Annotated in this window: 25 protein-coding genes and 1 pseudogene; 8 read left to right on the forward strand and 18 right to left on the reverse strand. The window is 67.2% G+C overall.

Features of this window, described 5'->3' with window-relative positions; genetic code table 11:
* Nucleotides 1-211 precede the first annotated feature (211 nt).
* From ACMGEZ_RS25915 to ACMGEZ_RS25955, 9 genes are read right to left on the reverse strand one after another with little or no spacing between them, the layout of a single operon-like run.
* Nucleotides 212-1,201: an isochorismatase family protein gene (locus ACMGEZ_RS25915; RefSeq protein WP_436825155.1), complete on the reverse strand. Its 990-nt coding sequence runs from the start codon at nucleotides 1,199-1,201 to the stop codon at nucleotides 212-214.
* A complete protein-coding gene (gene thmT, locus ACMGEZ_RS25920) occupies nucleotides 1,201-1,395 on the reverse strand; it encodes a 2-hydroxymuconate tautomerase (protein WP_086925772.1) in 195 nt (64 codons plus the stop codon). The genes ACMGEZ_RS25915 and thmT overlap by 1 nt, the downstream gene beginning before the upstream one ends.
* A 1-nt stretch (nucleotide 1,396) precedes the next feature.
* The gene (locus ACMGEZ_RS25925) at nucleotides 1,397-2,077 is read right to left on the reverse strand and encodes a hypothetical protein (protein WP_436825156.1); all 681 of its coding nucleotides are present in this window, start codon (nucleotides 2,075-2,077) and stop codon (nucleotides 1,397-1,399) included.
* A 12-nt stretch (nucleotides 2,078-2,089) separates the two neighbouring features.
* The gene (locus tag ACMGEZ_RS25930; RefSeq protein ID WP_436825157.1) at nucleotides 2,090-3,439 is read right to left on the reverse strand and encodes a dihydroorotase; all 1,350 of its coding nucleotides are present in this window, start codon (nucleotides 3,437-3,439) and stop codon (nucleotides 2,090-2,092) included.
* Nucleotides 3,436-4,329, reverse strand: a complete 894-nt coding sequence (locus ACMGEZ_RS25935) for a dipicolinate synthase subunit DpsA (RefSeq protein WP_436825158.1) — start codon at nucleotides 4,327-4,329, stop codon at nucleotides 3,436-3,438. Before ACMGEZ_RS25935 ends, ACMGEZ_RS25930 begins: the two co-directional genes overlap by 4 nt.
* Nucleotides 4,326-5,417, reverse strand: a complete 1,092-nt coding sequence (locus ACMGEZ_RS25940; RefSeq protein ID WP_436825159.1) for an NAD/NADP octopine/nopaline dehydrogenase family protein — start codon at nucleotides 5,415-5,417, stop codon at nucleotides 4,326-4,328. The genes ACMGEZ_RS25935 and ACMGEZ_RS25940 overlap by 4 nt, the downstream gene beginning before the upstream one ends.
* 9 nt (nucleotides 5,418-5,426) lie before the next feature.
* Entirely contained in the window at nucleotides 5,427-6,215 is a 789-nt protein-coding gene (locus ACMGEZ_RS25945) for an ABC transporter ATP-binding protein (RefSeq protein ID WP_436825160.1), read from the reverse strand.
* Nucleotides 6,212-7,036, reverse strand: a complete 825-nt coding sequence (locus tag ACMGEZ_RS25950; protein ID WP_436825161.1) for an ABC transporter permease — start codon at nucleotides 7,034-7,036, stop codon at nucleotides 6,212-6,214. Before ACMGEZ_RS25950 ends, ACMGEZ_RS25945 begins: the two co-directional genes overlap by 4 nt.
* Nucleotides 7,037-7,050: 14 nt before the next feature.
* Complete coding sequence (locus ACMGEZ_RS25955; RefSeq protein WP_436825162.1) at nucleotides 7,051-7,998, reverse strand: ABC transporter substrate-binding protein; 948 nt, start codon at nucleotides 7,996-7,998, stop codon at nucleotides 7,051-7,053.
* Between the two features lie 229 nt (nucleotides 7,999-8,227).
* Here ACMGEZ_RS25955 and ACMGEZ_RS25960 point away from each other — a divergent pair, with 229 nt between their 5' ends.
* The 3 genes from ACMGEZ_RS25960 to ACMGEZ_RS25970 are packed head-to-tail and all read left to right on the forward strand — an operon-like array spanning nucleotide 8,228 to nucleotide 10,522.
* Nucleotides 8,228-8,974, forward strand: a complete 747-nt coding sequence (locus tag ACMGEZ_RS25960; protein ID WP_436825163.1) for a GntR family transcriptional regulator — start codon at nucleotides 8,228-8,230, stop codon at nucleotides 8,972-8,974.
* A gap of 25 nt (nucleotides 8,975-8,999) precedes the next feature.
* On the forward strand, nucleotides 9,000-9,470 hold the full coding sequence (locus ACMGEZ_RS25965; RefSeq protein WP_436825164.1) for a RidA family protein: 471 nt from the start codon (nucleotides 9,000-9,002) through the stop codon (nucleotides 9,468-9,470).
* A 2-nt stretch (nucleotides 9,471-9,472) separates the two neighbouring features.
* Nucleotides 9,473-10,522 (forward strand): CobW family GTP-binding protein, encoded by a 1,050-nt coding sequence (locus ACMGEZ_RS25970; protein WP_436825165.1) that lies wholly within the window; start codon nucleotides 9,473-9,475, stop codon nucleotides 10,520-10,522.
* On the opposite strand, the gene ACMGEZ_RS25975 is transcribed toward ACMGEZ_RS25970, so the two are convergent.
* The 4 genes from ACMGEZ_RS25975 to ACMGEZ_RS25990 are packed head-to-tail and all read right to left on the reverse strand — an operon-like array spanning nucleotide 10,487 to nucleotide 15,506.
* Nucleotides 10,487-11,692 carry an amidohydrolase family protein gene (locus tag ACMGEZ_RS25975; RefSeq protein ID WP_436825166.1) on the reverse strand — a complete coding sequence of 402 codons (1,206 nt, stop codon included), beginning with the start codon at nucleotides 11,690-11,692 and terminating at the stop codon, nucleotides 10,487-10,489. The genes ACMGEZ_RS25970 and ACMGEZ_RS25975 overlap by 36 nt on opposite strands.
* Nucleotides 11,692-13,131: an amidohydrolase family protein gene (locus tag ACMGEZ_RS25980; protein WP_436825167.1), complete on the reverse strand. Its 1,440-nt coding sequence runs from the start codon at nucleotides 13,129-13,131 to the stop codon at nucleotides 11,692-11,694. Before ACMGEZ_RS25980 ends, ACMGEZ_RS25975 begins: the two co-directional genes overlap by 1 nt.
* A 35-nt stretch (nucleotides 13,132-13,166) precedes the next feature.
* Complete coding sequence (locus ACMGEZ_RS25985; RefSeq protein ID WP_436825168.1) at nucleotides 13,167-14,306, reverse strand: M24 family metallopeptidase; 1,140 nt, start codon at nucleotides 14,304-14,306, stop codon at nucleotides 13,167-13,169.
* A 39-nt stretch (nucleotides 14,307-14,345) separates the two neighbouring features.
* A complete protein-coding gene (locus tag ACMGEZ_RS25990; protein ID WP_436825169.1) occupies nucleotides 14,346-15,506 on the reverse strand; it encodes a mandelate racemase/muconate lactonizing enzyme family protein in 1,161 nt (386 codons plus the stop codon).
* Nucleotides 15,507-15,672: 166 nt separating this feature from the next.
* Between ACMGEZ_RS25990 and ACMGEZ_RS25995 the strand changes: the two genes are divergently transcribed.
* The gene (locus ACMGEZ_RS25995) at nucleotides 15,673-15,969 is read left to right on the forward strand and encodes a hypothetical protein (RefSeq protein ID WP_436825170.1); all 297 of its coding nucleotides are present in this window, start codon (nucleotides 15,673-15,675) and stop codon (nucleotides 15,967-15,969) included.
* A 223-nt stretch (nucleotides 15,970-16,192) separates the two neighbouring features.
* Here ACMGEZ_RS25995 and ACMGEZ_RS26000 read toward each other — a convergent pair whose 3' ends face one another.
* A complete protein-coding gene (locus tag ACMGEZ_RS26000) occupies nucleotides 16,193-17,017 on the reverse strand; it encodes an IclR family transcriptional regulator (RefSeq protein WP_436825171.1) in 825 nt (274 codons plus the stop codon).
* 98 nt (nucleotides 17,018-17,115) lie between these two features.
* On the opposite strand from ACMGEZ_RS26000, the gene ACMGEZ_RS26005 reads away from it, so the two are divergent.
* Genes ACMGEZ_RS26005 through ACMGEZ_RS26020 form a run of 4 tightly spaced genes read left to right on the forward strand, consistent with a single transcriptional unit; the run spans nucleotide 17,116 to nucleotide 21,630 of the window.
* Entirely contained in the window at nucleotides 17,116-18,279 is a 1,164-nt protein-coding gene (locus ACMGEZ_RS26005) for an acyl-CoA dehydrogenase family protein (RefSeq protein WP_436825172.1), read from the forward strand.
* The gene (locus ACMGEZ_RS26010; protein WP_436825173.1) at nucleotides 18,276-19,457 is read left to right on the forward strand and encodes an acyl-CoA dehydrogenase family protein; all 1,182 of its coding nucleotides are present in this window, start codon (nucleotides 18,276-18,278) and stop codon (nucleotides 19,455-19,457) included. The genes ACMGEZ_RS26005 and ACMGEZ_RS26010 overlap by 4 nt, the downstream gene beginning before the upstream one ends.
* Nucleotides 19,454-20,422, forward strand: coding sequence for a Bug family tripartite tricarboxylate transporter substrate binding protein (locus tag ACMGEZ_RS26015; RefSeq protein ID WP_436825174.1), 969 nt, complete (start codon nucleotides 19,454-19,456; stop codon nucleotides 20,420-20,422). The genes ACMGEZ_RS26010 and ACMGEZ_RS26015 overlap by 4 nt, the downstream gene beginning before the upstream one ends.
* On the forward strand, nucleotides 20,422-21,630 hold the full coding sequence (locus tag ACMGEZ_RS26020) for a CaiB/BaiF CoA transferase family protein (RefSeq protein WP_436825175.1): 1,209 nt from the start codon (nucleotides 20,422-20,424) through the stop codon (nucleotides 21,628-21,630). Before ACMGEZ_RS26015 ends, ACMGEZ_RS26020 begins: the two co-directional genes overlap by 1 nt.
* A gap of 220 nt (nucleotides 21,631-21,850) precedes the next feature.
* Here the strand turns inward: ACMGEZ_RS26020 and ACMGEZ_RS26025 are convergent, their stop codons facing one another.
* The 4 genes and pseudogenes from ACMGEZ_RS26025 to ACMGEZ_RS26040 form a co-directional block, all read right to left on the reverse strand.
* Entirely contained in the window at nucleotides 21,851-21,979 is a 129-nt protein-coding gene (locus ACMGEZ_RS26025) for a hypothetical protein (RefSeq protein WP_436825176.1), read from the reverse strand.
* A gap of 493 nt (nucleotides 21,980-22,472) precedes the next feature.
* Nucleotides 22,473-23,651: an IS91 family transposase gene (locus ACMGEZ_RS26030; RefSeq protein WP_436825177.1), complete on the reverse strand. Its 1,179-nt coding sequence runs from the start codon at nucleotides 23,649-23,651 to the stop codon at nucleotides 22,473-22,475.
* Nucleotides 23,652-23,661: 10 nt separating this feature from the next.
* Nucleotides 23,662-24,256: pseudogene (locus ACMGEZ_RS26035) on the reverse strand (tyrosine-type recombinase/integrase); the annotation flags it as partial.
* 4 nt (nucleotides 24,257-24,260) lie between these two features.
* Nucleotides 24,261-24,548 (reverse strand): GNAT family N-acetyltransferase, encoded by a 288-nt coding sequence (locus ACMGEZ_RS26040; RefSeq protein ID WP_436825178.1) that lies wholly within the window; start codon nucleotides 24,546-24,548, stop codon nucleotides 24,261-24,263.
* Between the last annotated feature and the right edge of the window lie 80 nt (nucleotides 24,549-24,628).

Genomic DNA, 24,628 nt, shown 5'->3' on the forward strand with positions numbered 1-24,628 from the left:
CGCACAGTGTGCCCCTGCGCGACAAGCTTCTTGGCCGTCTCCGAAGTGACGGCCACTCGGGTTTCGCCGGGCACAGTCTCGGCCGGCACGCCTATCAGCATGGGATGTCTCTCTCGTTGGATCGGGCACGGCGATGCACGGCCGCCTGGCCCTGCATCGCCGCCAAAAGGAGCCCGCGCCGACGGGGCGGCGGGTCAGCGGGCAAGAACGCTCAGGCCGTCGCGCCCACCTGGTACAGCTCGACGCGCGTGCCGTCGGGATCGGTCACGTAGATCGTCAGGCCGTAGGGCCCGTCATGCAGGTCCTGCTGGAACTCGACATCGGACTTCTTGAGCTTGTCGCGCAAGGCTCGCACGTCGTTGACCTCGAACGCGATGTGGTCGATCTGGCGATGCGACGGCGCGCGCCCGCCCACCACGGCCACGCCTTGATGGAAAGCGGTGAACGGCCGGCCGTCCGCAAGCGGCTTCGCAGGCCGGATCGAAAAGCCCAGCTGGTCGACATAGAAGCCGACCGAGCGCGGGACATCCTGCACCATGAGAAGCATGTGGCCGAAGCCGAGCGTGCGCGGGGCCGACTGCGCATCGATCCACGCGCGCATCTCCTTCGAATCGGAGATCTCGCAGAAGTACTGCTTCCAGACCTTCTGGGCCGTCTGCTCCCATTCGCCGTTGACGCCCGAGATGCAATCGTCGAGCGCGACCACATCGTAGTCGCGCAGATAGGCTTCGCGGATGCTGGTCTCCACGCAGGCATTCGTGGTCGTGCCGGCCACGAACAGGGTCCGGGTGCCCAGCATCTTCAGCATCATCTCCAGCCGCGTCTCGTAGAAGGCGCCGAAGCGGTGCTTGCGGATCACGTAGGCCGGATTGACCGCGGCGAGCGGCTTGAGCTCCTCGACGATCTCCTCGTCCCAGCTTCCCGCCAGCGCGGAAACCTGCTTTCGCCGAGACGTGTGGCCGGCGAGTTTCTTGCGGGCCCGGCTCGCATCGACAGCGAAGTGTTCCTGCACGGTCCAGATCACCGGAATACCGGCAGCCTGGCAACGCGGAATCAGCTCGGCGAGGGTGGGCACGATCGCCGAGAGGCGCCCGGTGTCGACACCCGAGATGCCGAGGGTGCCCTTGTCGTGAATGAACGCGTTCTGCAGGTCGATGACCAACAGGGCGGAGGTGCGCGGATCGAGGTTCTCGAGAGTCATCATTTCTCCTTCATGTCGATGCCGAGCACGCCGTCGCGCCCCCAGCTGTCCTTGGGTGTGTCGTGGATCACGACGTGCAGGTGGTCGGGCTTGCAGCCCGCATGGTCCACCATGGCCTGCGTGATGGCCTTGACCAGGTTGCGCTTCTGCTCGACCGTGCGGCCTTGCCACATTTCGACGATCACGAATGGCATGTCATTTCTCCTTGGGTTGGTTGCCGGCCCAGCGGGGCACCGGCGGCGAAAAGCCTGTGACGAAGTCGTTGCCGGCCCGGTCTTCTCCGCGCACCAGCCAGAGCGGACGGGTCGTGTAGTTGATGAGCGGCTGCTCCTCCATCGCGACCCAGTTCGCGAGCGCACGGCCGTCGCGTACGAAATGGCTTGTCGCCGGCATGTAGCGCACGACATAGAGGGCAGCATGCGAATCGAGCGGCGGCAGATTCTTCTGAGCGATCTGCGCGAGGTCCACGCAGGTCACGTCGCGCGCGGGCCGCCCCGCCGGCACCAGTGCGACGGCGCCGCGCAGCGGCATCGCCGGCCAGTAGCGGCCCTCCCGCCCTTCTTCGACGAAGCGGTGGTAGGTCGCTGCCTCCAGGAACAGCTCGCTGTCCCACAGGACGATGTCGGGGCCGATGAGCGCTTCCACGCCGTCGAGGATCGCGGGGTCCTCGCACAGGTCCAGCAGCAGCCAGGGATCGACCAGCGCGTCCCCGTGGCCCCAGGGGTTGTGGAGGCCCGACAGTCGTTCGCGTCGCGGGCGCCGCGGACGCCGCGCGAGTTCGACCGCTGCGGCGTGCAGGGCCTCGACGCGTTCGCCGAGGCTGAGCGCGAGCGGTGCGGCACTGCCCCTGATCGGCGTCTCGAGTCCGGTTTCCATGCGCTGCGAGCGTCAGGCGGGCACCGTCAGGCAGCGTCCCCGGCCGAAATGGCTCTCGTCGACCGCACCGTTCTCGTAGAGCACGGCGCCGCGGGACACGGTGAGCACCGGCCAGCCCCTGAGCTTCCAGCCTTCGTAGATGCAGGTTCCCTTGCCCGTGTGCTCGACCATGCGCTCCTCGTCGAGGTCGACCAGCACCAGGTCGGCATCGAAGCCGACCTCGATGTTGCCCTTGCGCGGCCACAGGCCGAAGCGGCGTGCAGGATTGGCGGAGTTGATCTGCACCAGGCGTGACAGCGGCAGGCCGCGCTGATGGACGCCGAAGTGCAGCATCAACGAAAGCTCCCAGGGGAAGGACACCACGCCGGGCAGTTCGGTCCAGAGGTCTTCCAGCTTCTTCGGCATGAAGGGGACGTGGTCGGTGCCCAGGCTGTAGACGGAGCCGTTCAGCACGCCGCGCCACAGGCCCTCCTGTTCCTCCTTGTCGCGCAGCGGTGGCGAAATCTTGGCGCGCATGTCGAGGTCGCTGTCGTAGGCGGTGCGCGTCAGGTAGTGGGGGCAGGTCTCGACCGTGACGTGCACCCCGCGCGCCTGCGCCTCGGCAGCCAGCACCGGTCCCATGCCGACGGAGGTATGGACCAGGTGCAGCGAACAGCCGGTACGCTCGGCCAGGAAGATCATGCGGCGGATGGTCTCCACCTCGCAGAAGGCAGGGCGCGATTCGGTGTAGGCGCCCAGGTCCTGCCGGCCGGTCGCCTTGATCTCGTTCTTCAGCCAGGAGGCGATCTGCGTGTTCTCGCAGTGCACGTTGATCAGCGCGCCGGGAATCTTCGACAGGATGCGCATCGCCGCGTACACCCAGCCGTCGGTCGCGGGAACGATGCCGATCGGGTTGTCCGGCTCATAGCCGAAGTAGCACTTGAAGGAGCGCACGCCGGTCTTGGCGACGATCTCCGGGATCTCGGCGATGTGCTCCTCGCGCTGGATGCCGAAGTGGAACCCGAAGTCGATCATCGAGTTCTCCTCCCCGACGGCCTTGCGCTCCTCGTAGAACGGCAGGTAGGAAGGCTTCAGGTTGCGGATGTACAGCAGCGCCGTGGTCACGCCGCCCGAAGCCGCGGCGGCCATCTCCGTGCGCATGTCTTCCGCGTAGGGGTACTTGACGCCGAGGTGGCAATGCGGGTCGATGACGCCCGGCATCAGCACCCGGCCACCCGCGTCGATCTCGCGATGTCCCTTGGGCAGGGCGCTGTCGGCGCCCGTCATGATGATCTTTCCGTCCTTCACGGCCACGCCGCCGTGGAACTCCCCGTCATGGCGCACCACTCGCGCGTTGCGAATCACCAGATCGGCTTGGCTCATTGCCTTCTTTCCTTCAGGATGGTGTCGATGCGGCGGTGCACGCCGCTCCATTGGCTGCGGCCCACCGTAATGGGTGCGCGCGCGCCGAGGCCGCGCGCCCAGACGAACTTGAGCCCCAGTTCCTGTGCGGCGTCGCGATCGATGCCCCCCGGGGGCGCGGCCAGGTCGACCAGCAAGGCGTGCGGGGGCAGCTTCTGGAGGTGCTCGCGTCCCAGCACGCGCGCCGGCACACTGGAGATGACGATGTCGGTGCCGGGCAGGACGCCCGCCAGGGCGGACAGCTCGTGCGACTCGGCACCGGCCGCATGCGCAGCGGCGCGCTGAACGGCATTGCGTGCCGCGACGTGGACGCGCGCGCCGAGCGCCAGCAGCGTGTGGGTGACCAGGGAGCCGATGGTGCCCTGCCCCACCAGGCACACCTTGGCCCTGTGGATGGTGATGTCGGTGTTCTCGATCAGCACCTTGAGCATGCCCTCGACGATCGCCGGGCCGCGCAGCAGCATCAGGTCCTCGTCCCACTCGTACTCGTGCAGCGTGATGCCGACGGCCTCGCAGTGCGCCTTGAGCTTGGGGTCGGCCCAGCCCAGGACGATGTGGCCCGGGCGGCGCATGGCGCCGAGCATGGCGGCGTCGGGAATGATGCGCTCGGCGCACTGCGGCGCGAACAGCGCGCCGTCGGGTGCGATACCGGGGATCGGGAACAGCGCGATGTCGGCGCCCTCCAGCGCCTCGCGCGCACCGGCCGTGTGGCGGACCCCTTCGATGCCCTGTTCGGGCCACGGGAAGCCATAGGCGCGCACCTCGGCCCCCGCGGCCACTGCGCAACGCGCGATCTCCTGTTCGCGTCGATCGCCGCCGACGATCGCGATCACGGCCTGGTCCCAGTTCATGGCTGCTGCCTCACATGTTGTAGAAGTTCATCGATGGACATTCCGGCGATGCCCATCGCCGCGGCGGTGCGCCCGCCCTTGGCGTAGTCGATGCCGACCAGCGCCTGCGCCAGCGTGAAGAGCGATCGCGCCACCGGCGTCGCGACGCCGGCGATGGCCGCCAGCTCCAGAAAGGGCAGCAGGCCGTGCCCGAAGTCCTCGCGGTAGTAGCGGTGCTGGAGCGAGTCGGGGCCCTTGATGCGCCTGTTCGCTTCGCCGCCGGCGATCGCAGCCATGAAGTCCTGCGTGTCCTCGACCGATGACTCCACGGTGCCGATCAGCTTCATTTCCTCGATGAGGTTCGGCAGGCGATGACCGAAGGCAGCGGCAACCGCAAGGCGTTCGTCGTCGAGCGCGCGCATGGTGCGCGAGACGCCGGGCGTCATGGCCTGCACGTAGAACGTGAAATCGCCCTGCGTCGCCTCGACCCAGGCCGCAGCGAGCACGGCGCCTGGCGGATGCAGCACCAGGTTGGCATTGGCCAGCGCGGAGGCGAGCACGTCGCCGACGGGCGAAGCGCCGGGGAAGAGCATGCAGGCGGCGGCCAGCGCCGCGTCGCCGCCAGGCAGCGCCGCCGCGCGGACCTGGCGGGCGCGCCCGGTGACGGTCACGCCGTCGGGCTGGTACTTGCGCGCCACATAGGTCAGGGTGGAGAACTCGGCAATGGGCGGCAGGTCGGCACGCACCTCGCGCCACGCATGCGCGAACTCCAGAGCGCCGCCGGTATGGCCCGGGTTCAGGACGACCGGTCGGTTGGCGGGCCAGCCCACGGCAGCCAAGGCGCGCGCGACCGGCGCATGGGAAAAGGTCGGCAGCGCGACGACCGCGGCGTCGGCGCCATCGATCGCCGACTTCAGGTCGGCGGTGATCCGTTGCGGGCGGGCAATGCCCGTGCCCAGCACGCCGTCATAGCGGACGCCTTCCAGCACCTGGAAAGGCGCGAGCGTTTCGGCAGACCGGTTCCACAGAACCACCTCGTGGCCGGCCAGCGTGAGTTCGGCCACGGCCGCGGCGCCGCCGGCGCCGGCGCCCAGAATCGAAACTTTCATGGTGTGCCTTCAGTGAGCGACCAGGACGCCCTTGGCCTCGAACATCTCCCGCACCTGCCGCACGTGGTGCTGGAAGGCGGGGTTTTCGTGGATGCCGCTCCAGCGGCGCGGGCGCGGGATGTCGACGGCGAGGTCGAGGTCCACGCGGCCGGGCCGCGGGGACATGACGATGACCCGGTCCGCGAGAAACACCGCCTCGTCGATGCCGTGCGTGATGAACAGCACCGTGTTGCCCAGCCGCAGCCACATGGTCTGCAGATCCATGATCATCTGCTCGCGCGTCAGTGCATCGAGCGCGCCGAAGGGCTCGTCCATCAGCAGCAGGCCCGGCTCCTGGATCAGGGCGCGGCAGATGGCCACGCGCTGGCGCATGCCGCCCGAGAGCTCGAAAGGGAATTTGTTGTCGAAGCCCGCCAGGCCGACCTGGGCCAGCAGCGCGCGCGCACGGCTCGCGGCGGTGGCCCGGTCCTTGCCCTTGATCTCGATGGGCAGCAGCACGTTGTCGATGATGCTTCGCCAAGGAAGCAGCAGGTCCGACTGGAAGACCACGCCTGCCTTGGGATGCGGCTTGACGACCTCGTCGCCGTCGATGCGCAGGCGGCCCGAGGACACCGGGGTCAACCCGGCCAGCAGCGACAGCAGCGTGCTCTTGCCGCATCCGCTGGGCCCGACGATGGCCACGAAGCTGCCGGGGGCGATCTCGAGGTCGACCCGGTCGAGCGCCTTGACGTCGTCGCCGGCACGCACTTCATAGGTCTTGGAGACACCCTCGACCCGCACGTTGGCTGCATTGCTCATTTGGCACTTTCACGTTGATACGAAACCTTGGACTCGACCAGTGCCAGCACGAAGTAGAGAAGCACGCCGAGCAGGGAGATGGTGACGACGGTGGCGAAATTCAGCGTCGTGTCGAACTGCGAGTTCGCCTGCAGCTGCAGGTAGCCGAGGCCGCGTTCCGCGGCGATGTACTCGCCGATGATGGCGCCGATGACGGCCAGGGAGATGGCCACCTTCAGGCCGCCGAAGATGCTCGGCAGGGCGGCCGGCAACCGGACCTTGAAGAAGGTCTGCCATTCCGTCGACCCCATCGAGCGCACCATGTTCACCAGGCCCTTGTCGAGGGACTGGAGGCCCACCACGGTCGAGATCACGATGGGAAAGAAGGAGATCAGGAATGCCAGGCTGATCTTGGGCCACCAGCCATAGCCGAGGTAGAGCACCAGCAAGGGGGCCAGCGCGATCTTCGGCACCGTCTGCAGCGCCACCAGCAGCGGATAGACCGCACGCTCGAACGCCTTCGAGTAAAAGATCGCCAGCGCCAGGGGAATTCCTATCAGCACCCCGGCGAGGAAGCCCGCGAGCACCTCGAGCAGCGTGATGTACGAATGGGCGGCCAACAGATCGAAATCGGTCACGATCCGCTTGCCGATCGCAAGCGGGGTCGGCAGCACGAATTCCGACAGGCCCAGCAGCGGGACCGAGAACTGCCACAAGACCAGGATCGCCACGGCGAGCAGCACGGAGGCGTAACGCTCCGTGAAGCTGCCGCCGGCGCGCTTCTTCCTGGGCTTGCGCGCGGTGTGCATCGGGACGGCTTGGGTGTGCTTGAGTTCAGTCATGCGATGGCCTTTCTTCACAGGGCGGGCAACAGGTCGTTGGTGAAGAAGGTCTCGACGGGCTTGGGCGTCCCGATCGCCTCGTCGGTCTTGAGAAGGTCCAGTGCCTGCGAGATGGCCTTGCCATCGATCCACCCGACGGGCTTGCCTGGCACGCCCGGGACCGCTTCCATCGTCGCGCGCACCTGTGCCTCCACGACCTCCTGTGGCGGGCTGCCCTGCCAGGTCTTCATCAGGGCTGTCGCCGCTGCCTTCGGGTCCTTGCGGGTCGCAGCGATGCCTTCGTTGACCGCCGCCAGGTAGCGCCGAAGGACTTCCGGCCGCTTGGCGATCGCCGCATTGCTCGATACCGCGGCCAACCCCGGGATGGCAAGGCCATGCTGCGCCAGGTCCAGGACCGGGAATTTGGCGCCGACCTTGGCTTCGAGCACCGGAAGGTCGCTCGTGCGGTAGACGCTCACCGCGTCGACCTGCTTCTGCAGGAACTGCGGAACGCGCGACTGCGCGTCCATCTGGATCTTCTTGACCTTGCCGCAGTCGATGCCATTGACTGCACAAAAGACGGCCAGGTAAGAAGTGCCCGTTTCTCCCACCGCGTGGGCGATCGTCTTGCCTTCCAGATCCTTCGGCTGCGCCACCGGCTTGTCGGGCTGCGAGATCAGCACCACCGGCGTGCGGGGATGGTAGAGCGCGACGATCTTGACCGGCATGCCCTTCTGGATGGCGGAAACCGCAAAGATCGCAGGCATCACCACCACGTCTTCCTGTCCCTGCAGCAAGGCGCCCAGCGCCGCCGGCGCGCCCGCGCCCTCGCCCATGCGCACGGCCAGGTTCTTCGATGCGTAAAGGCCCTGTTCCTGGGCCAGATAGAGGTGCGCGTACTCGCCCTTGAGCTTCCAGCTGAAGCGCACGTTCACGGGGTCCGTCGCCCAGGCGGCGGACGTCGAGACCAGGAGCGCTGCCAAAGCAGCCCTTCTGAGATGTGAGCTCAAGGAAATGCCGGATCGCAGGAGTCGCATGGAATACCGCCCGTGAGGTTGAGTGTGTAAAGAAACCAGTCCTTGCCCTCGCAGCCCGGGAGGCTTAGGGTTCGGGTGGCGCAGATGTAAACTCGGCTTGATCACAGAGTGTGATCACACATATAATCACACACAATCGGGTTAACCCTCATCACGGCAACCAACGAGAGAGTCCATGGAACAGATCGCCGAACGCATTCGACAACCCGCCTCCGAGGCACCGAGCAAACGCGCGCGCGGCAGCGTCCCCGAGGAAGTGTTCCAGCGCCTTCGTCGCGGCTTGATGGTGGGTGCCTTCGCGCCCGGCCAGGTGATGAGCCTGCGCAAGCTCGCCAGCAGCTTCGGCACCAGTCCGATGCCGGTGCGGGACGCGCTGGCGCGGCTGGTGGTCATCAATGCGCTGGAGGCCACGGCCAGCGGATCGGTTCGCGTACCGAGACTCACGCCCAAGAAGCTGAAGGAGCTGTTCGCGGTGCGGGAGCTGATCGAGGGCATGGCGACCGAGATGGCGTGCCGCAATTGCACGCCGGCATTGCTGAGCACGCTGACCGCGATCAACGAAGAGTTGCTCGGGGCCATCGCGAAGCGCAATCTGCTTGGCTGCCTGTCCTCGAACCAGCGCTTTCATTTCACGCTGTATGAGGCGTCAGGCACCGAAGTGGTCATGCCGCTGATCGAATCGTTGTGGCTCCAGTTCGGCCCGACCATGTATTTGTCACTGCTGTCGCCGAGTACCCCCTGGGACGCTTCCGCGCACGTCGAGATCCTCGAAGGCCTGCGCACCAGGAAGCCCGCGATGGCCAAGCAGGGCGTGCTGCGGGACATCCGCACCACGGGCAGCACGCTCGCCCCTGCCCTCAGCGAACCCAACGCCGACGACCTGCTCTCTGCCCCGCTCGACGATCTCTATTTCGGCAACTGACCCCTACTCCCAAGGACACCAGACAATGACAACCCAAGGAATCGAAGCACGCCTGGCCGAACTCGGCATCGAACTGCCGAAGGCAGTCGCTCCCGCCGCCAACTATGTGCCGGCCCGCAGGAGCGGCTCGCTGATCTACATCGCGGGCCAAGTGCCGACCGCCGGCGGCAAGGACCAGTACGTCGGCAAGGTCGGCCAGGACGTCTCGATCGAGGATGCTCAGAAGGCAGCGCGCCTGTGCGCGATCAACATCCTGGCCCAGCTGCGGACGGCGCTGGGCGGCAGTCTGGATGGCGTCGCGGGCTGCGTGCGCCTCGGCGGCTTCGTCAATGCCACGCCCGAGTTCGGCGACCATCCCAAGGTGATCAACGGCGCCTCCGACCTCATGGTCGAGGTGTTCGGCGATGCCGGCCGGCATGCACGCGCGGCGGTCGGCTGCAACTCGCTGCCGCGCAATGTGGCCGTCGAGGTCGACGCGATCTTCGAGCTGGCCTGACGATGGCGCACGCCGTGCCCCAGGCTGACGGCCGGGTGCCGGTCCACGTGCTGACCGGTTTCCTCGGCAGCGGCAAGACCACGCTGCTGCGCCAACTTCTGAGCGATCCCGGCCTGGCGGACACCGCAGTGGTCATCAACGAGTTCGGCGAGGTCGGACTCGACCACCTGCTCGTGCGCGAGGTCGCCGAGGACGTCGTGCTGCTGAGTTCGGGCTGCCTGTGCTGCTCGGTGCGTGACGACCTGGTGTCGACGTTGGCCGAGTTGCATGCGCAGATGCGCGCCGGCAGGATTCCCGCCTTCACGCGGATCGTCGTCGAGACCACCGGGCTGGCCGATCCGGCGCCAATCATGCAGGCGATCCTGAGCGAGTCGTCCCTGGTGGCGTGGTCCCGTCTGGGCCTGGTGATCACGACCGTGGACGCCGTCAACGGCGAGCAGACGCTGGGCCGGCATCGCGAGGCCAGGCAGCAGCTGTCGACGGCCGACCGGCTGATCCTGACCAAGACCGACCTGGTCGGTGAAGCCGAAGGCGATGCGCTGGGCGACAAGCTCCGCGCGATGAATCCGTCGGCGAGCCTGCTCGTCTCTCGCAAGGCGCAGTTGCCCGCCGCCGACATTCTCCGGGAGCCGGACGGGCGATGGCGGACACCCGCGCCGGCCCAGCTCGGCCCCATCTTCGACACCGTCCCGGACGCGCCGGCGCAGCTGCAGGCGCAGGCGCACGGGGGCGGGCACGATGACGCGATCAAGACCTTCACAGTGGCGCTTCGGCAGCCGGTGGAGTGGTCCGGCTTCGTCGAGTGGCTGGAGCTGCTGCTCGCCAGCCGCGGCGATTCGATCCTGCGCGTGAAGGGCCTGCTGGCAGTCGACGACGACGATCGCCCGATGGTCGTCCAGGGCGTGCAGCACGTGCTTTACCCGGTCGAACGCTTGCCGGCGTGGCCGCAGGCGACCGCGGCGCCTGGCTGGATCGTCTTCATCGCGCGCGACCTGACGCAGCGGGCGATCGAGAACTCAATCCAGAGCGTCTATCAGGCCCGCGTGGCCTGAGTGCGGCGCGCTCGCAGCGGCGGCCGCGGCCGTCGGTGCGACGACGCGTCCGCGCCGCAGCAGGACGCGGCCCTCGGGGCGCCTCGCGAGCGCGTCGTCGAAGGATGAGGCCGGCACCAGGAGCAGATCCGCCACGTCCCCGACGTCGATGCGCCGACGGCCGCCGCAGATCAGCGCACCAAGTTCCTCCGCGGCATCGACGTGCGCGGCCATTGCACCGATGAAGCCGGTCTCGAGCATGTCGCCGTCGCCGAACGGAAAGAACCAGTCCCTGACGTTGTCGGTGCCGAAGCGCACCGCCACGCCCGCCTTCAGCGCATCGACCACGGGCGCCAAGCCGCGCAGGCACGGCGCACCGTCGCCCCGCGACTGAAGGTAGAGATTGAGTTCGGGCAGCACCACCAGCACGATGGCCGCCTCGGCCATCCGGTCCAGCAAGCGGCGCGCTTCGTCGCGTGGCATGGCCGAGAGCACGCAGGCGTGGCTGACCGTCACGCGGCCCTGCAGCCCGCGAGCCAGGGTGCCGTCCACCAGCCGGTGAATCAGCGCGTTCGACGCTTCGAGGTGTTCGTCGAGGTGGACGTCCAGCGGCACCTCCAGCGCGAGCGCCGCGTCCAGCAGCGCCTCCAGCGCGGCCACGGGTCGGGCACTGAGCGCAGGAACGGCACCGATGAGCGAAGCGCCCTGCCCCACCGCCTCGGCGAAGAGCGGCCCTGTCTCCGGCTCGCTCGGGTCCGCGGCCGCGCTCGCGAAGGCGACGACCTCGACGTCGAGGGACGCGCGCACGTCCGCCGCGGCCGCGAGGACGCCTTCGATCGCGCGCATGCCGGTGACGGGATCGATGTCGGTGTGTGTGCGCACCGAGGAGACGCCATGCGCGATCGACCTGTCGAACAGCCTGGCGGCGCGCGCGCGAGCGACCTCGGCGCTCGCGTCAGCCCGCTCGCGCCTTGCGCAGGCCACGGCATCGCCCAGGGATGCCGGTCGCTGCGACGATGCGGCATATGCTCGGTTCGCATGTGCATGCAGGTTGACCAGCGAAGGCATGGCCAGCCAGCGCGGCGGCGCCGCACTGGCCGAGGACAAGACGGCCCGCACACGCTCTCCCTCGAGCGCCAGGTCGAAGCTGCCCGCCCGGTCGACGAGCGCCACGGAGCGGATGACCCGCATCAGTTGCCGCTGTCGTACAGCGTGGTCGTGGTCTCGACGTTCTCGTCGTGCAGCCCGGCGCGCTCGACCGCGGCCGCGGCCAGCTCCCTGGCCTTGCGGCGCAGTGCCGGCTCGTCGACACCATGCACCTTGCCCTCGCTGTAGAGCGTCTTGCCGTCGACCCAGGTCTGGGTGATCGAGGCGGTCGATGCGGAGAAGACAAGCGCCTGCAGCGGATCGTGGAACGGGGTCCACTCGACGTGATCGAGGTCGAACAGGATGAAGTCGGCCTTCTTCCCGACTTCGAGGGAGCCGATCTCGTGGTCCCACATCGCGGCCTTGGCGCCTTCGATGGTGGCTGCGCGCAGCGCCTGGCGAGCGGTGAACACGTCGGGCTTCATGCGTGCGTCCTTGAACATGCCGGCGACGATCAGCATCTGGCGCATCAGGTTCATGTTGCCGGCCGCCGACACGCCGTCGGTGCCCAGTCCGACCGTGACACCGGCGGCGACCATCTCCGGATACTTGCCGATCGCGGTCGCACCCTTGCCGAGCTTGAAGGACGAGCAAGGGCAGAACGCGACCTTGGCGCCTCGGCGCGCCAGCAGCTTCACTTCCTCGTCGCTGACGGCGGCGCCATGGGCGATGACCAGGTTGGCGCCGATGCCACCGGCGCGGTCGATGCGCGTGATCGGCCAGCATCCGTACTTGTCTTCACAGACTTTCGCTTCCTCGATCGAGGTCGCCAGGTGGTAGGTGGTGCCGACGCCGAGCCGCTCGGCCAGCTTCTGCGCACCGACATGGAGTTCCAGCGTGCAGGGTTCCTTGCCCTCGATGTTCACCCAGCATCGCACGCGGCCGTCGAGGGCGCCGTCGTACTTGCGCACGCAAGCCTCCAGTTCCGCGAGAGCCGCCTCGGCGCTCGGGAAGAAGTGGTGCCGCGCCATCTCTTCGGTCCACCCACGCGGCAGCTCGGGCGGCGGATTGTCCGCCGCATGGCGGCCGGTCACGCCACGGATGCCGGTCTTCTCCATCGCCCGCACCGTGATGCCGGGGTCGTACTGCGATCCCATGTCGATGAAGCAGGTGGTGCCGTTGCGCAGCATCTCGGTGATGCCGAGCAGCGCGCCCCAGTACTCGTCTTCCTCGGTGATGTGCGCGTAGAAGGGCTTGGCCCAATGGAAGACCCACGCCCTAGTGTTCAGGTTATCGGGGAACACGGCGCGCGACAGTGTCTCGGACAAATGGACGTGGCTGTCGACGAAGCCCGGGCAGATGCCGAGCATGCGCCCGTCCATCACGCGGTCGAAGTGCTCGCCGCGATGCCGTGCCGCGACGTCGGCGGCGGGGCCGATGTCGACGATGCGGTCCTTGTCGACCAGGATGCTGGCGTCGCGCACCACCCTGTCGTCGGCATCGACGAGGAATGCGAATTCAAGGTGCTCGATGAGCGTGCGCATGGGGACCTTTCCTGGTTGAAGTTGTCGGTTCGCGCTCAGCCCTTGACGACCAGCAGCTTGTCGGTGTCGGCGTAGTCGGAGAGCAGCTCGCAGCCCTTGGCGGTGACCACCAGCATGTCCTTGTTCTGCATGCCGAAGCCATGCCCCGTTTCATAGCACAGCGGCTCGAAGCCGAGCACCATGCCCTCCTCGATCAGCGCGTCGCTCCCGGGCCGGCCCAGCACGGGCGTCTTGCCCAGGTATGGATCCTCGTGCAGGTGCAGGCCGATGCCGTGGCCGACGAAGGAGATCGGCGGCAGGTCCATTTCGGACAGCTTGGCGATGAAGGCGTCGTAGATCGCGCGGCAGCTCGCGCCGGGCTTCACCATCTCCATGATCTGGTACTTGCAGTCCACCAGGTGCTGCCAGATGGCTTCGGCCTTGGGCGGCGCCTCGTGCACGACTGCGGTGCGGCACACGCCCGCCTGGTAGCCGTCGATCACGGAGAAGATCTCGACGCGGCAGACGTCCCGCGGCTTGAGCCTGCGCTCGCTCGGGCCGACATTGGGCAGCATGCTGCGCTCGCCTGTCGCGATGATCATCAGCTTGAAGTGCTCGGCCCCGAGGGCGTAGACGTTGCGGGTGAGGTGCCCGGCGATGTCCATCTCCGAATCGCCCGCCTTCACCGACGCGAGCGCATCGGTGATCGCCTGGTCGGCGATGCGCGAAAGGCGGCGCAGCAGCGCGATCTCGTCCGGTGTCTTGAGCTGGCGCAGGCGCGCGAGGATCTGTTCGCAGTGCTCCAAACGCGCCTCGGGGAGCGCCTTCTGCAGGCGCGCCAGGTCGCCAGCGGGCAGGTAGTCCATCTCGATGCCGATGCGGCCGCGCGCAAGACCCAGCTTCCCGAGCTGGTCGGCCAGCACGAGCATGGCGTCGTCCGTGAACTCGGCCCAGATGCGCGTCGGCACGTCGGGCGCGCGGCGCTTCACGGTGCTGGCTTCCATGTCGACGGAGAACAGCTCCACGCGGGCGTCGGCCGTGACGATTGCCATGGCGTGGCGGTGCCTGATCAGCGGCTGCGAGGGGACGATGAAGCCGGTCGCATAGGCATAGTTCTCGGGGGAGCACGACACCATGGCGTCGAGCCCGTGCTCGGCGATCGCCTTGACCTGCCGCTCGATGATTGCTTTGCGCATCTGGAAACCCTCAGTGAATGTTGTGTGCCGGCGGCGCGTTCAGTCGCGCACCGTGTACTTCTCGACCTTGGCGAGATCGACGTCGATGCCCATGCCGGGCCCGGTCGGCACCTCGATGCCGCCGTCGACCATCTGCATCGGCAGGGCGATGAGGTCGTCGCGGTAATAGATGCCGCCGACCTGGCCCTTCTGCCACTCGGCGGGCGTCGACACGGGGACCACGCAGGACAGCGTGGCGGCCGGCGCCGCGGCGGCAAGGTGGATGTTGGCGAGGTTGCCGACGCCGGTTTCCACCGAGCCGTTGACGTTGCAGATGATCCCGGCGGCGCGGCACACAGCGGCGACCTCCATCGCCTTGTAGAGCCCGCCGGGCTTGGTGCTGTAGATGGAGACGATCTGCGCTGCGCGCTGCTCGCTGATCTGGATCGCATCATGGGCGTTCCAGGCCGATTCATCGGCCATCACGGGAGGATCGATCGCACGCGCGACCTCCGCGATGCGCTCGATGCCCATCACCGGCTGCTCGACGTACTTGAGCCGGTACGGCTCCATCGCACGGACGGTGGCGATCGCCTCGCCTGGCGTGCGATAGCCTTCGTTGGCGTCCACGCACAACTCCACCGCATCGCCGACGGCCGCCCGGACGGTGCGCACCATGTCGATGTCGCGCTTCGCGTCCACGCCGATCTTGATCTTGATGGTCTTGATGCCTTCGGCCGCGACCTGTGCGACCTCCTTCTCGGCCTCCGCGATCGGGATCAGCCCGATCGAGTGGGTCACCATGATGCGCGAGCGCGCCTTGCCGCCGAGCAGCATGTGCACAGGAAGGCCGAGCCAGCGGCCGGTGACGTCGTAGGCGGCGAACTCGACCGCGGCCTTGGCGTAGGGATACCCGCGGATCACCGAGTCCATGCGGGCATGCATCTCGGCGAAGTTGCCCAGCTCGACGCCGACAAGCACGGGCGCGAGGTACTTCTCGATGACCGTCTTGACGATCGTCGTGGACTCGCCGAAGTAGCGGCCGAACTCGCCGCCCCAGTCCTTCAATGCAGGAGCCTCGCCCCATCCGACGCGGCCGTCGCTGTCGACCACGCGCGTCAGCAGGTAGCGGCCGATGGATTCCGTCAGCCCGGTCCATTTGTGCTCCCGCCGCGTGGGAAGCTGAACCAGCAGCGTGTCTATGGACCGGATCGTCGGCATCGATGGAACTCCTCGCAAGGGTTGTGTCGGGCCCGGGCAGCCCATCTGCCGGAACCTTTACTGTGATCACAGTGTGTGATCAAATAATGTGATTGTCAATAGTGGCTTCAGCCCGGGCACCAGGCGGGATGGAAGCAGTTTGAAACCCGGCAAGGAGCCTCCGGTCATGGTCATCGAGATCACCAACTACTACGCGTTGCCTGGCCTGGCCGACGCGGTTCTGGCACAGCGTCGGCTGGCCAGCGAAATCCGGACGCGACTCGGACTGCCGGCGGGGCGCATCTTCAAGAAGCTCGAGGGGGCGGGCCCGGACGTGCGTTGGGAGTGCGCGTTCGATTCGCGCGCAGACTACGAGCGCGACCTGGCTGTGCGCGGCGCCTCCGAAGAGTTCACGCACGCGCGGCAGGACATGCACAAACTTCTGGACCGCTTCGAGCGCAACCTGCAGGAGCAAGTGCCATAGTCGTCACGTATGAGGCCGGCCCCAGGTGCGCCAGCAGCTGGAAGTTCCTTGCGCCACCCGCACCGCCAGGCAATGGGAATACCTGCCGGTCGTTGAGGCCGGCTTCGGCGACGACGACCTGCTACGTGCGTGATGGCGGCTGGCACCGTGACGGCCTGGCTGGCCGGGCGCGCCGCGGCCTCGCGCGATGCGGTGCTGGCGGTCAAGGAAGATTGGTAGGTCGCTATCTCAACCCCACCTGCCGGTCCGCCATGTTGACCAGCTGAACCAGCGCCGGGCCGATGGTCTTCAGCAGGTCCGCCGGCTTCGCCCGGTAGCCCGGCACTGCGCAGTTGAACAGCAAGCGCCTCGAACCGTAACGGATGTTCGAAGCAACGCCGACGGCGAGTACCCCCAGCCCGGCATCGCCCATGTTGATGGCGAAGCCGCGCTTGCCGTAGTTCGCCAGGCTGTCCTTCAGGCCTTGGGTGCTGCGTGCATATTCGTCGGCACGCTCCTGCCGCGCACGCGCCAGGAAGCGGTTGCGCTCCGCCGCCGTGAGCTGAGCGAGCCAGGCGCGGCCCATCGCGGTCTCCGCGATGCCGCGCACGGCTCCGACGCCAGGCCGCTTGAGCGTGCCGTGCTCATGCGCGCACGTTTCGACGTACACCACGTCGAGGTCCATCGCCACGCCTACCGACACTGCGCCTTCGAAGCGGTCGGCCGTCGACTGCAGCGCGGGCCGCAGTTGCGCGAGCAGCGGTGTGTTGATCACATACGGATAGCCCAATGTCACGGCAGCAGGTCCGATGAAGTAGCGATCCAGCCGGTCATCGTGGTCGAGGAATCCGAGCGCCTGCAAGCTTCGGCAGAGGCGACTGACAGTCGGCCTCGGAAGCCCGAGGCGTTCGGCGAATTCGCTGTTGGCGTGAGCCCGAGGATCCTTCACAAAGCTCTGCAGGATCATCAGTCCCTTGGCCAGCGTCCCGGAGAAGTTCGGATCGTCTTCGCGCACCCGCCGAAGGTCCTGCTGGTCCTTGAGCTGGTGCACGGCGCGGGGTTGTCGCATGGGCCGATTCTCGGCGTTTCGCAGAAAAACCGAATCGTCGTTTCAATATCTGAAACGCGTGTTCAGTCTTGGACGACTGCCGGCCTACAGTGCGCCGCATGATTCGTGATCAAGCCCACCTCGACACCCTGCTCGCCGACACCCGACGCCTCGTGCGCAAGCGTTGGCACCCGCTTGAAGACCAGGTGGACCGGACCGGTGAGATCCCACCCGCCTTTGTCGACGAGCTGCGTCGCGAGGGCTTCTTCGGCTGGAGCATTCCCGAGGCGTACGGCGGACTGGGTCTCACGGCCGAAGAACTGGTGCTGTGCGCCATGGAGCTTTCGCAGTCGTCCGTGGCGCTGCGCGCGCGCGTCGGCACCAACACCGGGATCGGCTCCGAGGCACTCGTGGCCGACGGCACCGAAGCGCAGAAGGCCCGCTGGCTGCCGCGAATGGCGCGTGGCGAGCTCACCGGCTGCCTCGCCCTGACGGAGCCGGACGCAGGCTCCGAAGCCACCAACATCCAGACCACGGCACGAAGCGACGGCGACCACTACATCCTGAACGGCACGAAGCGCTTCATTACCAACGCCCCGGTCGCCGACGTGTTCACCGTGATCGCGCGGACTGAGGAGAACACGCGGGGAACCGCGGGCCTGACCGCCTTCCTGGTGGAGCGCGGCCCGGGCCTGCGCACCGGCGAGCCGTACCGCAAGATGGGCCAGGCGGGCTCGCCCGTGTCCGATGTGGTCTTCGAGGATTGCCGCGTGCCCGCCGGCCAGGTCATCGGCGAGAAGGAAGGCGTCGGCTTCCAGACGGTCATGAAGGTGCTGAACAAGCAGCGGCTGCACCTGGCCGCGCTGTGCACGGGACCCGCGATCCGCATGCTGGATCTGGCCATGGCGCACACCTCGAGGCGCAAGCAGTTCGGCCAGCCGGTGGCCAGCTTCCAGCTGGTGCAGGCCATGATCGCCGACTGCCGTACCGAGATCTTTGCCGCGAGATCGATGATCCTGGAGGCCGCCCGCGCGCGCGACCGCGGCGAGGACGTCGCGCTCACCGCCTCGATGTGCAAGTACTTCGCCTCGGAGATGTGCGGGCGCGTGGCCGACCGTTGCGTGCAGATGTTCGGCGGCTCCGGCTACATCGCGGATTTCAGCCCCATCGAGCGGTACTACCGTGACGTGCGCCTGTTCCGGTTGTACGAGGGCACCAGCCAGATTCACCAGCTGAACATCGCCAAGCTGACGCTGCGCGAGCACGAGGCGGGTCAACGATGAACCTCATGGACGTGGAGCAAGACGCCGGGCTGGCCGAGTTGCGCCAGCGTGTTCGTGCCTTCGTGGCGCAGCACGCCATCCCCCTCGAGACGCGGGCCCACGTGCACGACCCGCAGGGCCTGGACACCGCGCTGGCACAGCTGCGGCCTATCGCCCGCGGTCTGGGGCTCTATCTTCCCCAGTTGCCGCGCGAGCACGGCGGGCTGGGCCTGAACTGGGTCGAGCGCACCGTCGTGCTGGAAGAGGCTGGCCGCAGCTATCTGGGTCCCGGGGCATTGAACTGCGCCGCCCCCGACCAGCCGAACATGATCAGCCTGCTGCGCCAGGGAACCCCTGAGCAACGGCGCGCCTACCTCGGCCCACTCGCGGCCGGGGAGATCCGTTCCTGCTTCGCCATGACGGAGCCGGCGCCCGGCGCGGGATCCGATCCGTCGATGCTGAGCACGCGTGCCGAGCGCCGGAGTGGCGGCTGGGTGATCAACGGCCGCAAATGGTTCATCACCGGCGCGGTCGGAGCGCGCTTCGCCATCGTGCTCGCGAAGGCCGAGGCCGGGCCCACGCAGTTCATCGTCGAAGCCTCGAACCCGGGTTTTCGCCTCCTGCGTGCCATCCCCGCCATCGATCCCTATGCGATCGGCGGCCACGGCGACATCGAGTTGGCGGATTGCTTCGTGGCCGACGACGCCGTGCTCGGTGAAGCGGGGCAGGGATTCGCCTACGCGCAGCAACGGCTCGAACCTGCGCGGCTTTCGCACTGCATGCGCCTGCTGGGACGGGCGCGGCGCGCCCTCGAACTCGCGCAGGACTACGTCAACGAGCGCCGCTCATTCGGCGAGCGCCTGGCCGATCTGCAGCAGGTGCAGGCGATGGTGGCTGACTGCCACATGGACCTGCACGCCAGCCGGCTGATGACGCTCGATTGCGCAGCGCGCATGGACGCCGGCCTGCCCGTCAAGACCGAATCGGCCATGGCCAAGGTGTTCGTGTCAGAGGCGCTGTATCGCGTCGCGGACCGGTCCGCGCAACTGATGGGAGCGCTGGGCATGTCCGAGGACGCGCCTGTGTCGCTGATCCTGCGGGAGCTGCGTCCCTTCCGCATCTACGACGGCGCTTCCGAGCTGCACAGGTCCACGCTCGGGCGCCGGTTTCTCTCATCCAAAACAGGAGACATCCGATGAACCCTCATTTCATTCGCCGCGCCGCCATCGCACTGGCCGCCGCGCTCGCTGCCGGAGCCGCCCTGGCCGCCTATCCCGAACAGCCGATCAAGCTGATCGTCCCGTTCCCGGCAGCCGGCAGCACGGACCTGGTGGCCCGTACGCTCGCGGTCGACCTCGGCGCGGCACTCGGACAGCAGATCGTGGTCGAGAACAAGTCCGGTGCCGGTAGCCTCATCGGCTCGGAGTTCGTGGCCAAGGCGCAGCCGGACGGCTACACCATCCTGATGGCCGGGCTCACCAACGTGTTCCTTCCCTACGTCCACAAGGATCTCAAGTGGAGTCCGGTCGACGACTTCGTCGGCATCGGGCTGGTGGCCGACCTGCCCAACGTGATCGCGGTCAACGCCAAGACGCCGTACCAGAAGCTGTCCGATCTGATTGCCGCGGACAAGGCCAGACCGGGCTCGCTGTCGTTCGGCTCCGCCGGCGTTGCCACCCCCTCGCACCTGGTGTGCGAGATGGTGAACCACCAGACGAAGACCAAGCTGCAGCATGTGCCCTACAAGGGCAACGCGCCGGCCGTCAACGACCTGATGGCAGGCCATATCCCGGTGATGTGCAACAACCTCGGTGGCACCCTCCCCTACATGCAGAGCGGGCAGATCCGCATCCTGGCGCAGACCGGCAAGACGCGTTCGGCGTCGGTGCCTGACGTCCCCACGTTTGCCGAGCTGGGCCTGCCCGGCCTCGATGCGGGCCTGTGGATGGGGCTCGTCGCACCCAAGGGCACGCCGAAGAACGTGATCGACACGCTCAACCGGGCGCTCGCCAAGGTCCTGGCCACGCCTGCCATGAAGGAGAAGCTGGCGAAGCTTGGCGCGACCACGCTCAACCCGAGTGCGGCCGCCTTCGAGGAACGCCTCAAGGCCGACAAGGCGGCGTGGGACCCGGTGCTCAAGACGCTCGACCTGAAGACGAACTGATGCAGGAGACCGACTATCCGCTGCGGGGGATCCGCATCCTGGACATGGCGACCGTCCTTGCGGCGCCGTTTTCGGCCACGCTCTGCGGCGACATGGGGGCCGAGGTCGTCAAACTCGAACTACCCCAGGGCAACGACGCGCTGCGCGGCCTGGCGCCCGTGCACGAAGGTCACGCGCTGTTCTGGAAGACCGCCAACCGCGGCAAGCAGGGCATCTCGCTCGACGTGCGGCAAGCCGAAGGGCGTGAACTGTTCCTGCGGCTGATCGAGGGCTTCGATGTGCTGGTGGAGAACTTCCGCACCGGCACCCTGGACGGCTGGGGCCTCGACCTGGCGACGCTGCACGCGCGCAATCCGCGCCTGATCGTGCTGCGCCTCACCGGCTTCGGCCAGACCGGGCCCTACGCGCGCAAGCCGGGCTTCGCGCGCATCTTCGAGGCCATGAGCGGTTTCACGCACCTCAGCGGCGAGGCCGCCGGGCCGCCGCAGCACATGAACTATCCGCTTGGGGATGCCATCGCGGGCCTGTTCGGGGCATTCGCCATCGCCACGGCGCTGGCCGAGCGCAATACCAAGCCATGGGAGGAACAGCGTGGCACGGAGATCGACCTTTCGGCGACCGAAGCCCTGCTTCGCCTGCTCGACCCGCTCGCGGCGGAGTACAGGTTTTCCGGAGCGGCGCGCGACCGCACCGGCTCCCGCGCCGGGTACACCGCGCCTTCCAATGTGTACCGAACCGCGGATGGCGCGTGGGTGACGCTGGTGGGCTCGTCGGATCCGATCTTCGTGCGCCTCTGCGCGGCCATGGAGCAGCCCCTCCTGGCAACCGACCCGCGTTTCGACAACAACGTACATCGCACGCGGCACCACGTGGAGATCGATGACATTGTCGCGGCCTGGTGCGCGGGCCTGCCGCTGCAGGCGTTGTCTGCCCGGCTCGAGCGCCATGACGTGCCGTTCAGCAAGGTGTACTCCATCGCGGACGTGCTGGAAGACCCGCACTTTCGCGCTCGCGGTGCACTGATCGAACTTCAAGATCCGGAACTCGGGGCGATCCCTGCACCGGCGGTGGTTCCCAGATTCGTCGGTCGTACGTCGAACGTGCCCGCAGTGGGGCCTTCCACAGGGCAGGACAACGCGGCGGTGTACGGCTTGGTCGGAATCGGCCCGGAGGAACTGGAGCGCCTGCGTTCGCTACGAGTGATCTGACTGGTCGGCGCGGCGCGGCCGAGTGCGCGTGCAGGCCGCGCTCGCGGGCTGAACCCCATGAACCACACGGCCGCTCCGAAGGCGAAAGCACTGTAGCCGCAGGCGAAGGTACTCCAGTGCGACTGCACGGACTCTCGCGGCTCGCCATGACTGCGCTGGCGATGCCGGCCTCATGGGCGCAGTGGCGCAGTCACGTCGTGGTTCAACTACAAGGGGGTTCTCAAGCTCTGAGCCAGCGCGCCAGGCCGGTCACATCATCATCACGATCTTCCCCAATCATGTCGGCATCGGCGACCACCAGTTCGCGGAGAAACGTCTCAGCCGCTGTTTTCATGGTCTGTTCGCGCAAACCCGAATCTTGGAGGAGGTCCACACGGTTGGACAGAACGTCCAACTCGATGCGCGAGGTTCCATCACCGAGCACGAGTGCGCCGCTAGGAACCGGCTCGTATTTCTGCTTCGGAGCAAACTTTAGGACGGCTTCGGTGAAGGGTTGTCCGACACCTGCCCCTCGGGCGCACAGGCGGCGGCACGACAACGGCTTGAGGGCAGGTGTTGGATAAGCCCCCAGGGAGGAAACCGCGGAGTTCAGCGCAGGAGCTCGGTGGGGCACGAGCCTATGGCGATTCGAGCTTCGATGCGCGCACTGCTGGCGACGAGCGAGCTGATCAACGGGGTGAGAACGGGGGCAAGGGGCCGCGGATCGTGCCCGGCGCCTCGTGTCGCGCGGTGCGCAGCTGGGTGCGTCGAGGGGGGTTGCAGTTTGAGGACAAGGCGCCCCCTCATCGGCACTGGCAGATGAAGTGCGAGCGTGTGATGCGAAGAGCGACTTGGTGTTGCCATCATGGTGGTCGAAACTGCGCAGGGATGGTCTGGTCGCGCGTGAAGATCGCCAGAACAATCATGGGATGGCCGCAGCGCGGGCAGGTGAAGGTTGCCGAGACGGTGCCGGAGTCGACTTCGGCATCCGAGTCTGTCTTGACCTCCTGGTGCAGCAACTCGCGAGCGAGTGCGAGGCTGGCGGTGCGCGCTCCATTGGCCAGCAGCCCATAGTGGCGAATGCGATGGAAGCCGCTGGGCAGCACATGCAGCAGGAAGCGCCGCATGAATTCCAGGGCATCGAGCGTCATCGTCTTCAAGCGCGTGCGGCCCTTGGAGCGGTAGTCCTTCCAACGGAAGGTGATGCCGCCTTCGTCAAGAGAGATCAGCCGGCTGTTGGAGATCGCCACGCGGTGCGTGTAGCGCGACAGATAGGCCAACACCGCCCCGGGGCCTGCGAACGGGCGCTTGGCGTAGACCACCCATTCGCATTTGCGCAGAGGTGCGAGCCACTCTGTGAACGCCTTCGCGTCGGCCAGCGCGGCGTACTCGCCGAAGAATTGCAGCCGGCCGGTTCGGTGCGCGTTCTGGAGCTCTTCGAGGAAGCGTCGCCGGAAGTGGCGCGACAGCACACGCACCGGCAAGAAGAAGCCGCTTCGGCAGGCGACCCAGCGCTCGCCATCCGGTGACAGACCGCCGCCCGGAATAATCCCATGCACATGCGGGTGATGCGTCAGCGCCGATCCCCAGGTGTGCAGAACCAGGGTAGCGCCGATGCTTGCGCCAAGATGCTTAGGGTCCGCCGCGATGGTCGTCAGGGTCTCGGCGGCCATGTCGAACAGCAAGGAATAGATCGTGGCCTTGTTGTAGTAGGCGATGGCGCTGATCGATGCCGGCAAGGTGAAGACCACGTGGTAGTACTCCACCGGCAGCAGATCGGCCTGCCGGGCATCCAGCCAGCGTCTTGCCGCGCTGGCTTGGCACTTCGGGCAATGCCGGTTGCGGCACGAGTTGTAGGCGATCTGATCGTATCCACAACCGTTGCAACGCAGCACATGGCCTCCCAGCGCCGCGCTGCGGCACTGTTCGATGGCCGACATGACCTTGAGCTGGCCCAAGCTCAGGTGGCCGCGCTGCGCGTTGCGCCAGTCGGGACCATGGGTTCGGAAGATGTCGGCGACCTCCAGGGCGCAGTGCGCCATGAAGCCGTGCCTATGCGGGCTGCCTCTCCAGTGGGCTGACGACTTCGCGCAGGACTGTGGTGCCCACGTGGGTGTAAATGGACGTGGTCTCAAGCTTCTTGTGCCCCAGCATCACCTGGATCACACGGATGTCCACCTTCTGCTCCAGCAGGTGGGTGGCGAAGCTGTGACGCAACGTGTGCATCGACACACGCTTGCCAATTCCGGCGGCCGCGGCGGCAGCGACAACGGCACGATTGAGCTGGCGCGCCGTCAACGGGTCAGCGGATCCATGCCCGGGAACAGCCAGCCATGGGGCAGCATCTTGCCCTGCGAGTGAGCCAGGCGCCACCAGGCGCGCAGCCGCTCCAGCAGGACGGGCGAGAGCATCGCATAGCGATCCTTCTGGCCCTTGCCTGTTCGACGCGCAGGGTCATGCGCTGGCTGTCGATGTCGTCGACCTTCAACGCGACGATCTCGCCCACGCGCAGCCCGGTGCCATAGGCGATGGACAGCGCCGTCTGGTACTTGAGGTTGGACGCTGCCGCGATCAGGCGCACGGCCTCGTCCCGACTGAGCACCACCGGCAGCTTCTGCGGAACGCGCACACAGCGCATCCCGGCCATCACGTCATCCTCGTCTCTGAACTTCGGGGGCCACGAACACGGTACGCACCGCACGCCCGTCCAAGCTCGCAGTGCCAACAATCCGCTGGTCGTAAACGGCAACAAACACCTCACGCTGCTCGAACAGGTTCAGCAATGCCGAGGGACTGAAACTGGCCCCGACCCTTTCGATGACCTCAGGCGAGTAGTCCTTGGCGTTGCTCTGGCGGAGCGCGTCCAAAATCACCCTGCTCACCGCAGGCGCATCGTCGACGGTCGCCGCGCGAACAACAGTTGGAATAGATTTCGTCATCAGTGCGAGTTGGCGTGCCACTTGAGGGAATTCTGCCTCGAGCGCCGGCAACGCTTTTGGCCGTACGCAGTCGCTTAACT

The organism is Variovorax stachyos, assembly GCF_051400855.1.
Classification (GTDB): domain Bacteria; phylum Pseudomonadota; class Gammaproteobacteria; order Burkholderiales; family Burkholderiaceae_C; genus Variovorax.

Bases quoted from the DNA above. Each gene is read 5' to 3' on its own strand.
- ACMGEZ_RS25915 (WP_436825155.1), bottom strand. From the start codon at position 1,201: ATGACTCTCGAGAACCTCGATCCGCGCACCTCCGCCCTGTTGGTCATC.
- thmT (WP_086925772.1), bottom strand. From the start codon at position 1,395: ATGCCATTCGTGATCGTCGAAATGTGGCAAGGCCGCACGGTCGAGCAG.
- ACMGEZ_RS25925 (WP_436825156.1), bottom strand. From the start codon at position 2,077: ATGGAAACCGGACTCGAGACGCCGATCAGGGGCAGTGCCGCACCGCTC.
- ACMGEZ_RS25930 (WP_436825157.1), bottom strand. From the start codon at position 3,439: ATGAGCCAAGCCGATCTGGTGATTCGCAACGCGCGAGTGGTGCGCCAT.
- ACMGEZ_RS25935 (WP_436825158.1), bottom strand. From the start codon at position 4,329: ATGAACTGGGACCAGGCCGTGATCGCGATCGTCGGCGGCGATCGACGC.
- ACMGEZ_RS25940 (WP_436825159.1), bottom strand. From the start codon at position 5,417: ATGAAAGTTTCGATTCTGGGCGCCGGCGCCGGCGGCGCCGCGGCCGTG.
- ACMGEZ_RS25945 (WP_436825160.1), bottom strand. From the start codon at position 6,215: ATGAGCAATGCAGCCAACGTGCGGGTCGAGGGTGTCTCCAAGACCTAT.
- ACMGEZ_RS25950 (WP_436825161.1), bottom strand. From the start codon at position 7,036: ATGACTGAACTCAAGCACACCCAAGCCGTCCCGATGCACACCGCGCGC.
- ACMGEZ_RS25960 (WP_436825163.1), top strand. From the start codon at position 8,228: ATGGAACAGATCGCCGAACGCATTCGACAACCCGCCTCCGAGGCACCG.
- ACMGEZ_RS25965 (WP_436825164.1), top strand. From the start codon at position 9,000: ATGACAACCCAAGGAATCGAAGCACGCCTGGCCGAACTCGGCATCGAA.
- ACMGEZ_RS25970 (WP_436825165.1), top strand. From the start codon at position 9,473: ATGGCGCACGCCGTGCCCCAGGCTGACGGCCGGGTGCCGGTCCACGTG.
- ACMGEZ_RS25975 (WP_436825166.1), bottom strand. From the start codon at position 11,692: ATGCGGGTCATCCGCTCCGTGGCGCTCGTCGACCGGGCGGGCAGCTTC.
- ACMGEZ_RS25980 (WP_436825167.1), bottom strand. From the start codon at position 13,131: ATGCGCACGCTCATCGAGCACCTTGAATTCGCATTCCTCGTCGATGCC.
- ACMGEZ_RS25985 (WP_436825168.1), bottom strand. From the start codon at position 14,306: ATGCGCAAAGCAATCATCGAGCGGCAGGTCAAGGCGATCGCCGAGCAC.
- ACMGEZ_RS25990 (WP_436825169.1), bottom strand. From the start codon at position 15,506: ATGCCGACGATCCGGTCCATAGACACGCTGCTGGTTCAGCTTCCCACG.
- ACMGEZ_RS25995 (WP_436825170.1), top strand. From the start codon at position 15,673: ATGGTCATCGAGATCACCAACTACTACGCGTTGCCTGGCCTGGCCGAC.
- ACMGEZ_RS26000 (WP_436825171.1), bottom strand. From the start codon at position 17,017: ATGCGACAACCCCGCGCCGTGCACCAGCTCAAGGACCAGCAGGACCTT.
- ACMGEZ_RS26005 (WP_436825172.1), top strand. From the start codon at position 17,116: ATGATTCGTGATCAAGCCCACCTCGACACCCTGCTCGCCGACACCCGA.
- ACMGEZ_RS26010 (WP_436825173.1), top strand. From the start codon at position 18,276: ATGAACCTCATGGACGTGGAGCAAGACGCCGGGCTGGCCGAGTTGCGC.
- ACMGEZ_RS26015 (WP_436825174.1), top strand. From the start codon at position 19,454: ATGAACCCTCATTTCATTCGCCGCGCCGCCATCGCACTGGCCGCCGCG.
- ACMGEZ_RS26020 (WP_436825175.1), top strand. From the start codon at position 20,422: ATGCAGGAGACCGACTATCCGCTGCGGGGGATCCGCATCCTGGACATG.
- ACMGEZ_RS26030 (WP_436825177.1), bottom strand. From the start codon at position 23,651: ATGGCGCACTGCGCCCTGGAGGTCGCCGACATCTTCCGAACCCATGGT.
- ACMGEZ_RS26040 (WP_436825178.1), bottom strand. From the start codon at position 24,548: ATGACGAAATCTATTCCAACTGTTGTTCGCGCGGCGACCGTCGACGAT.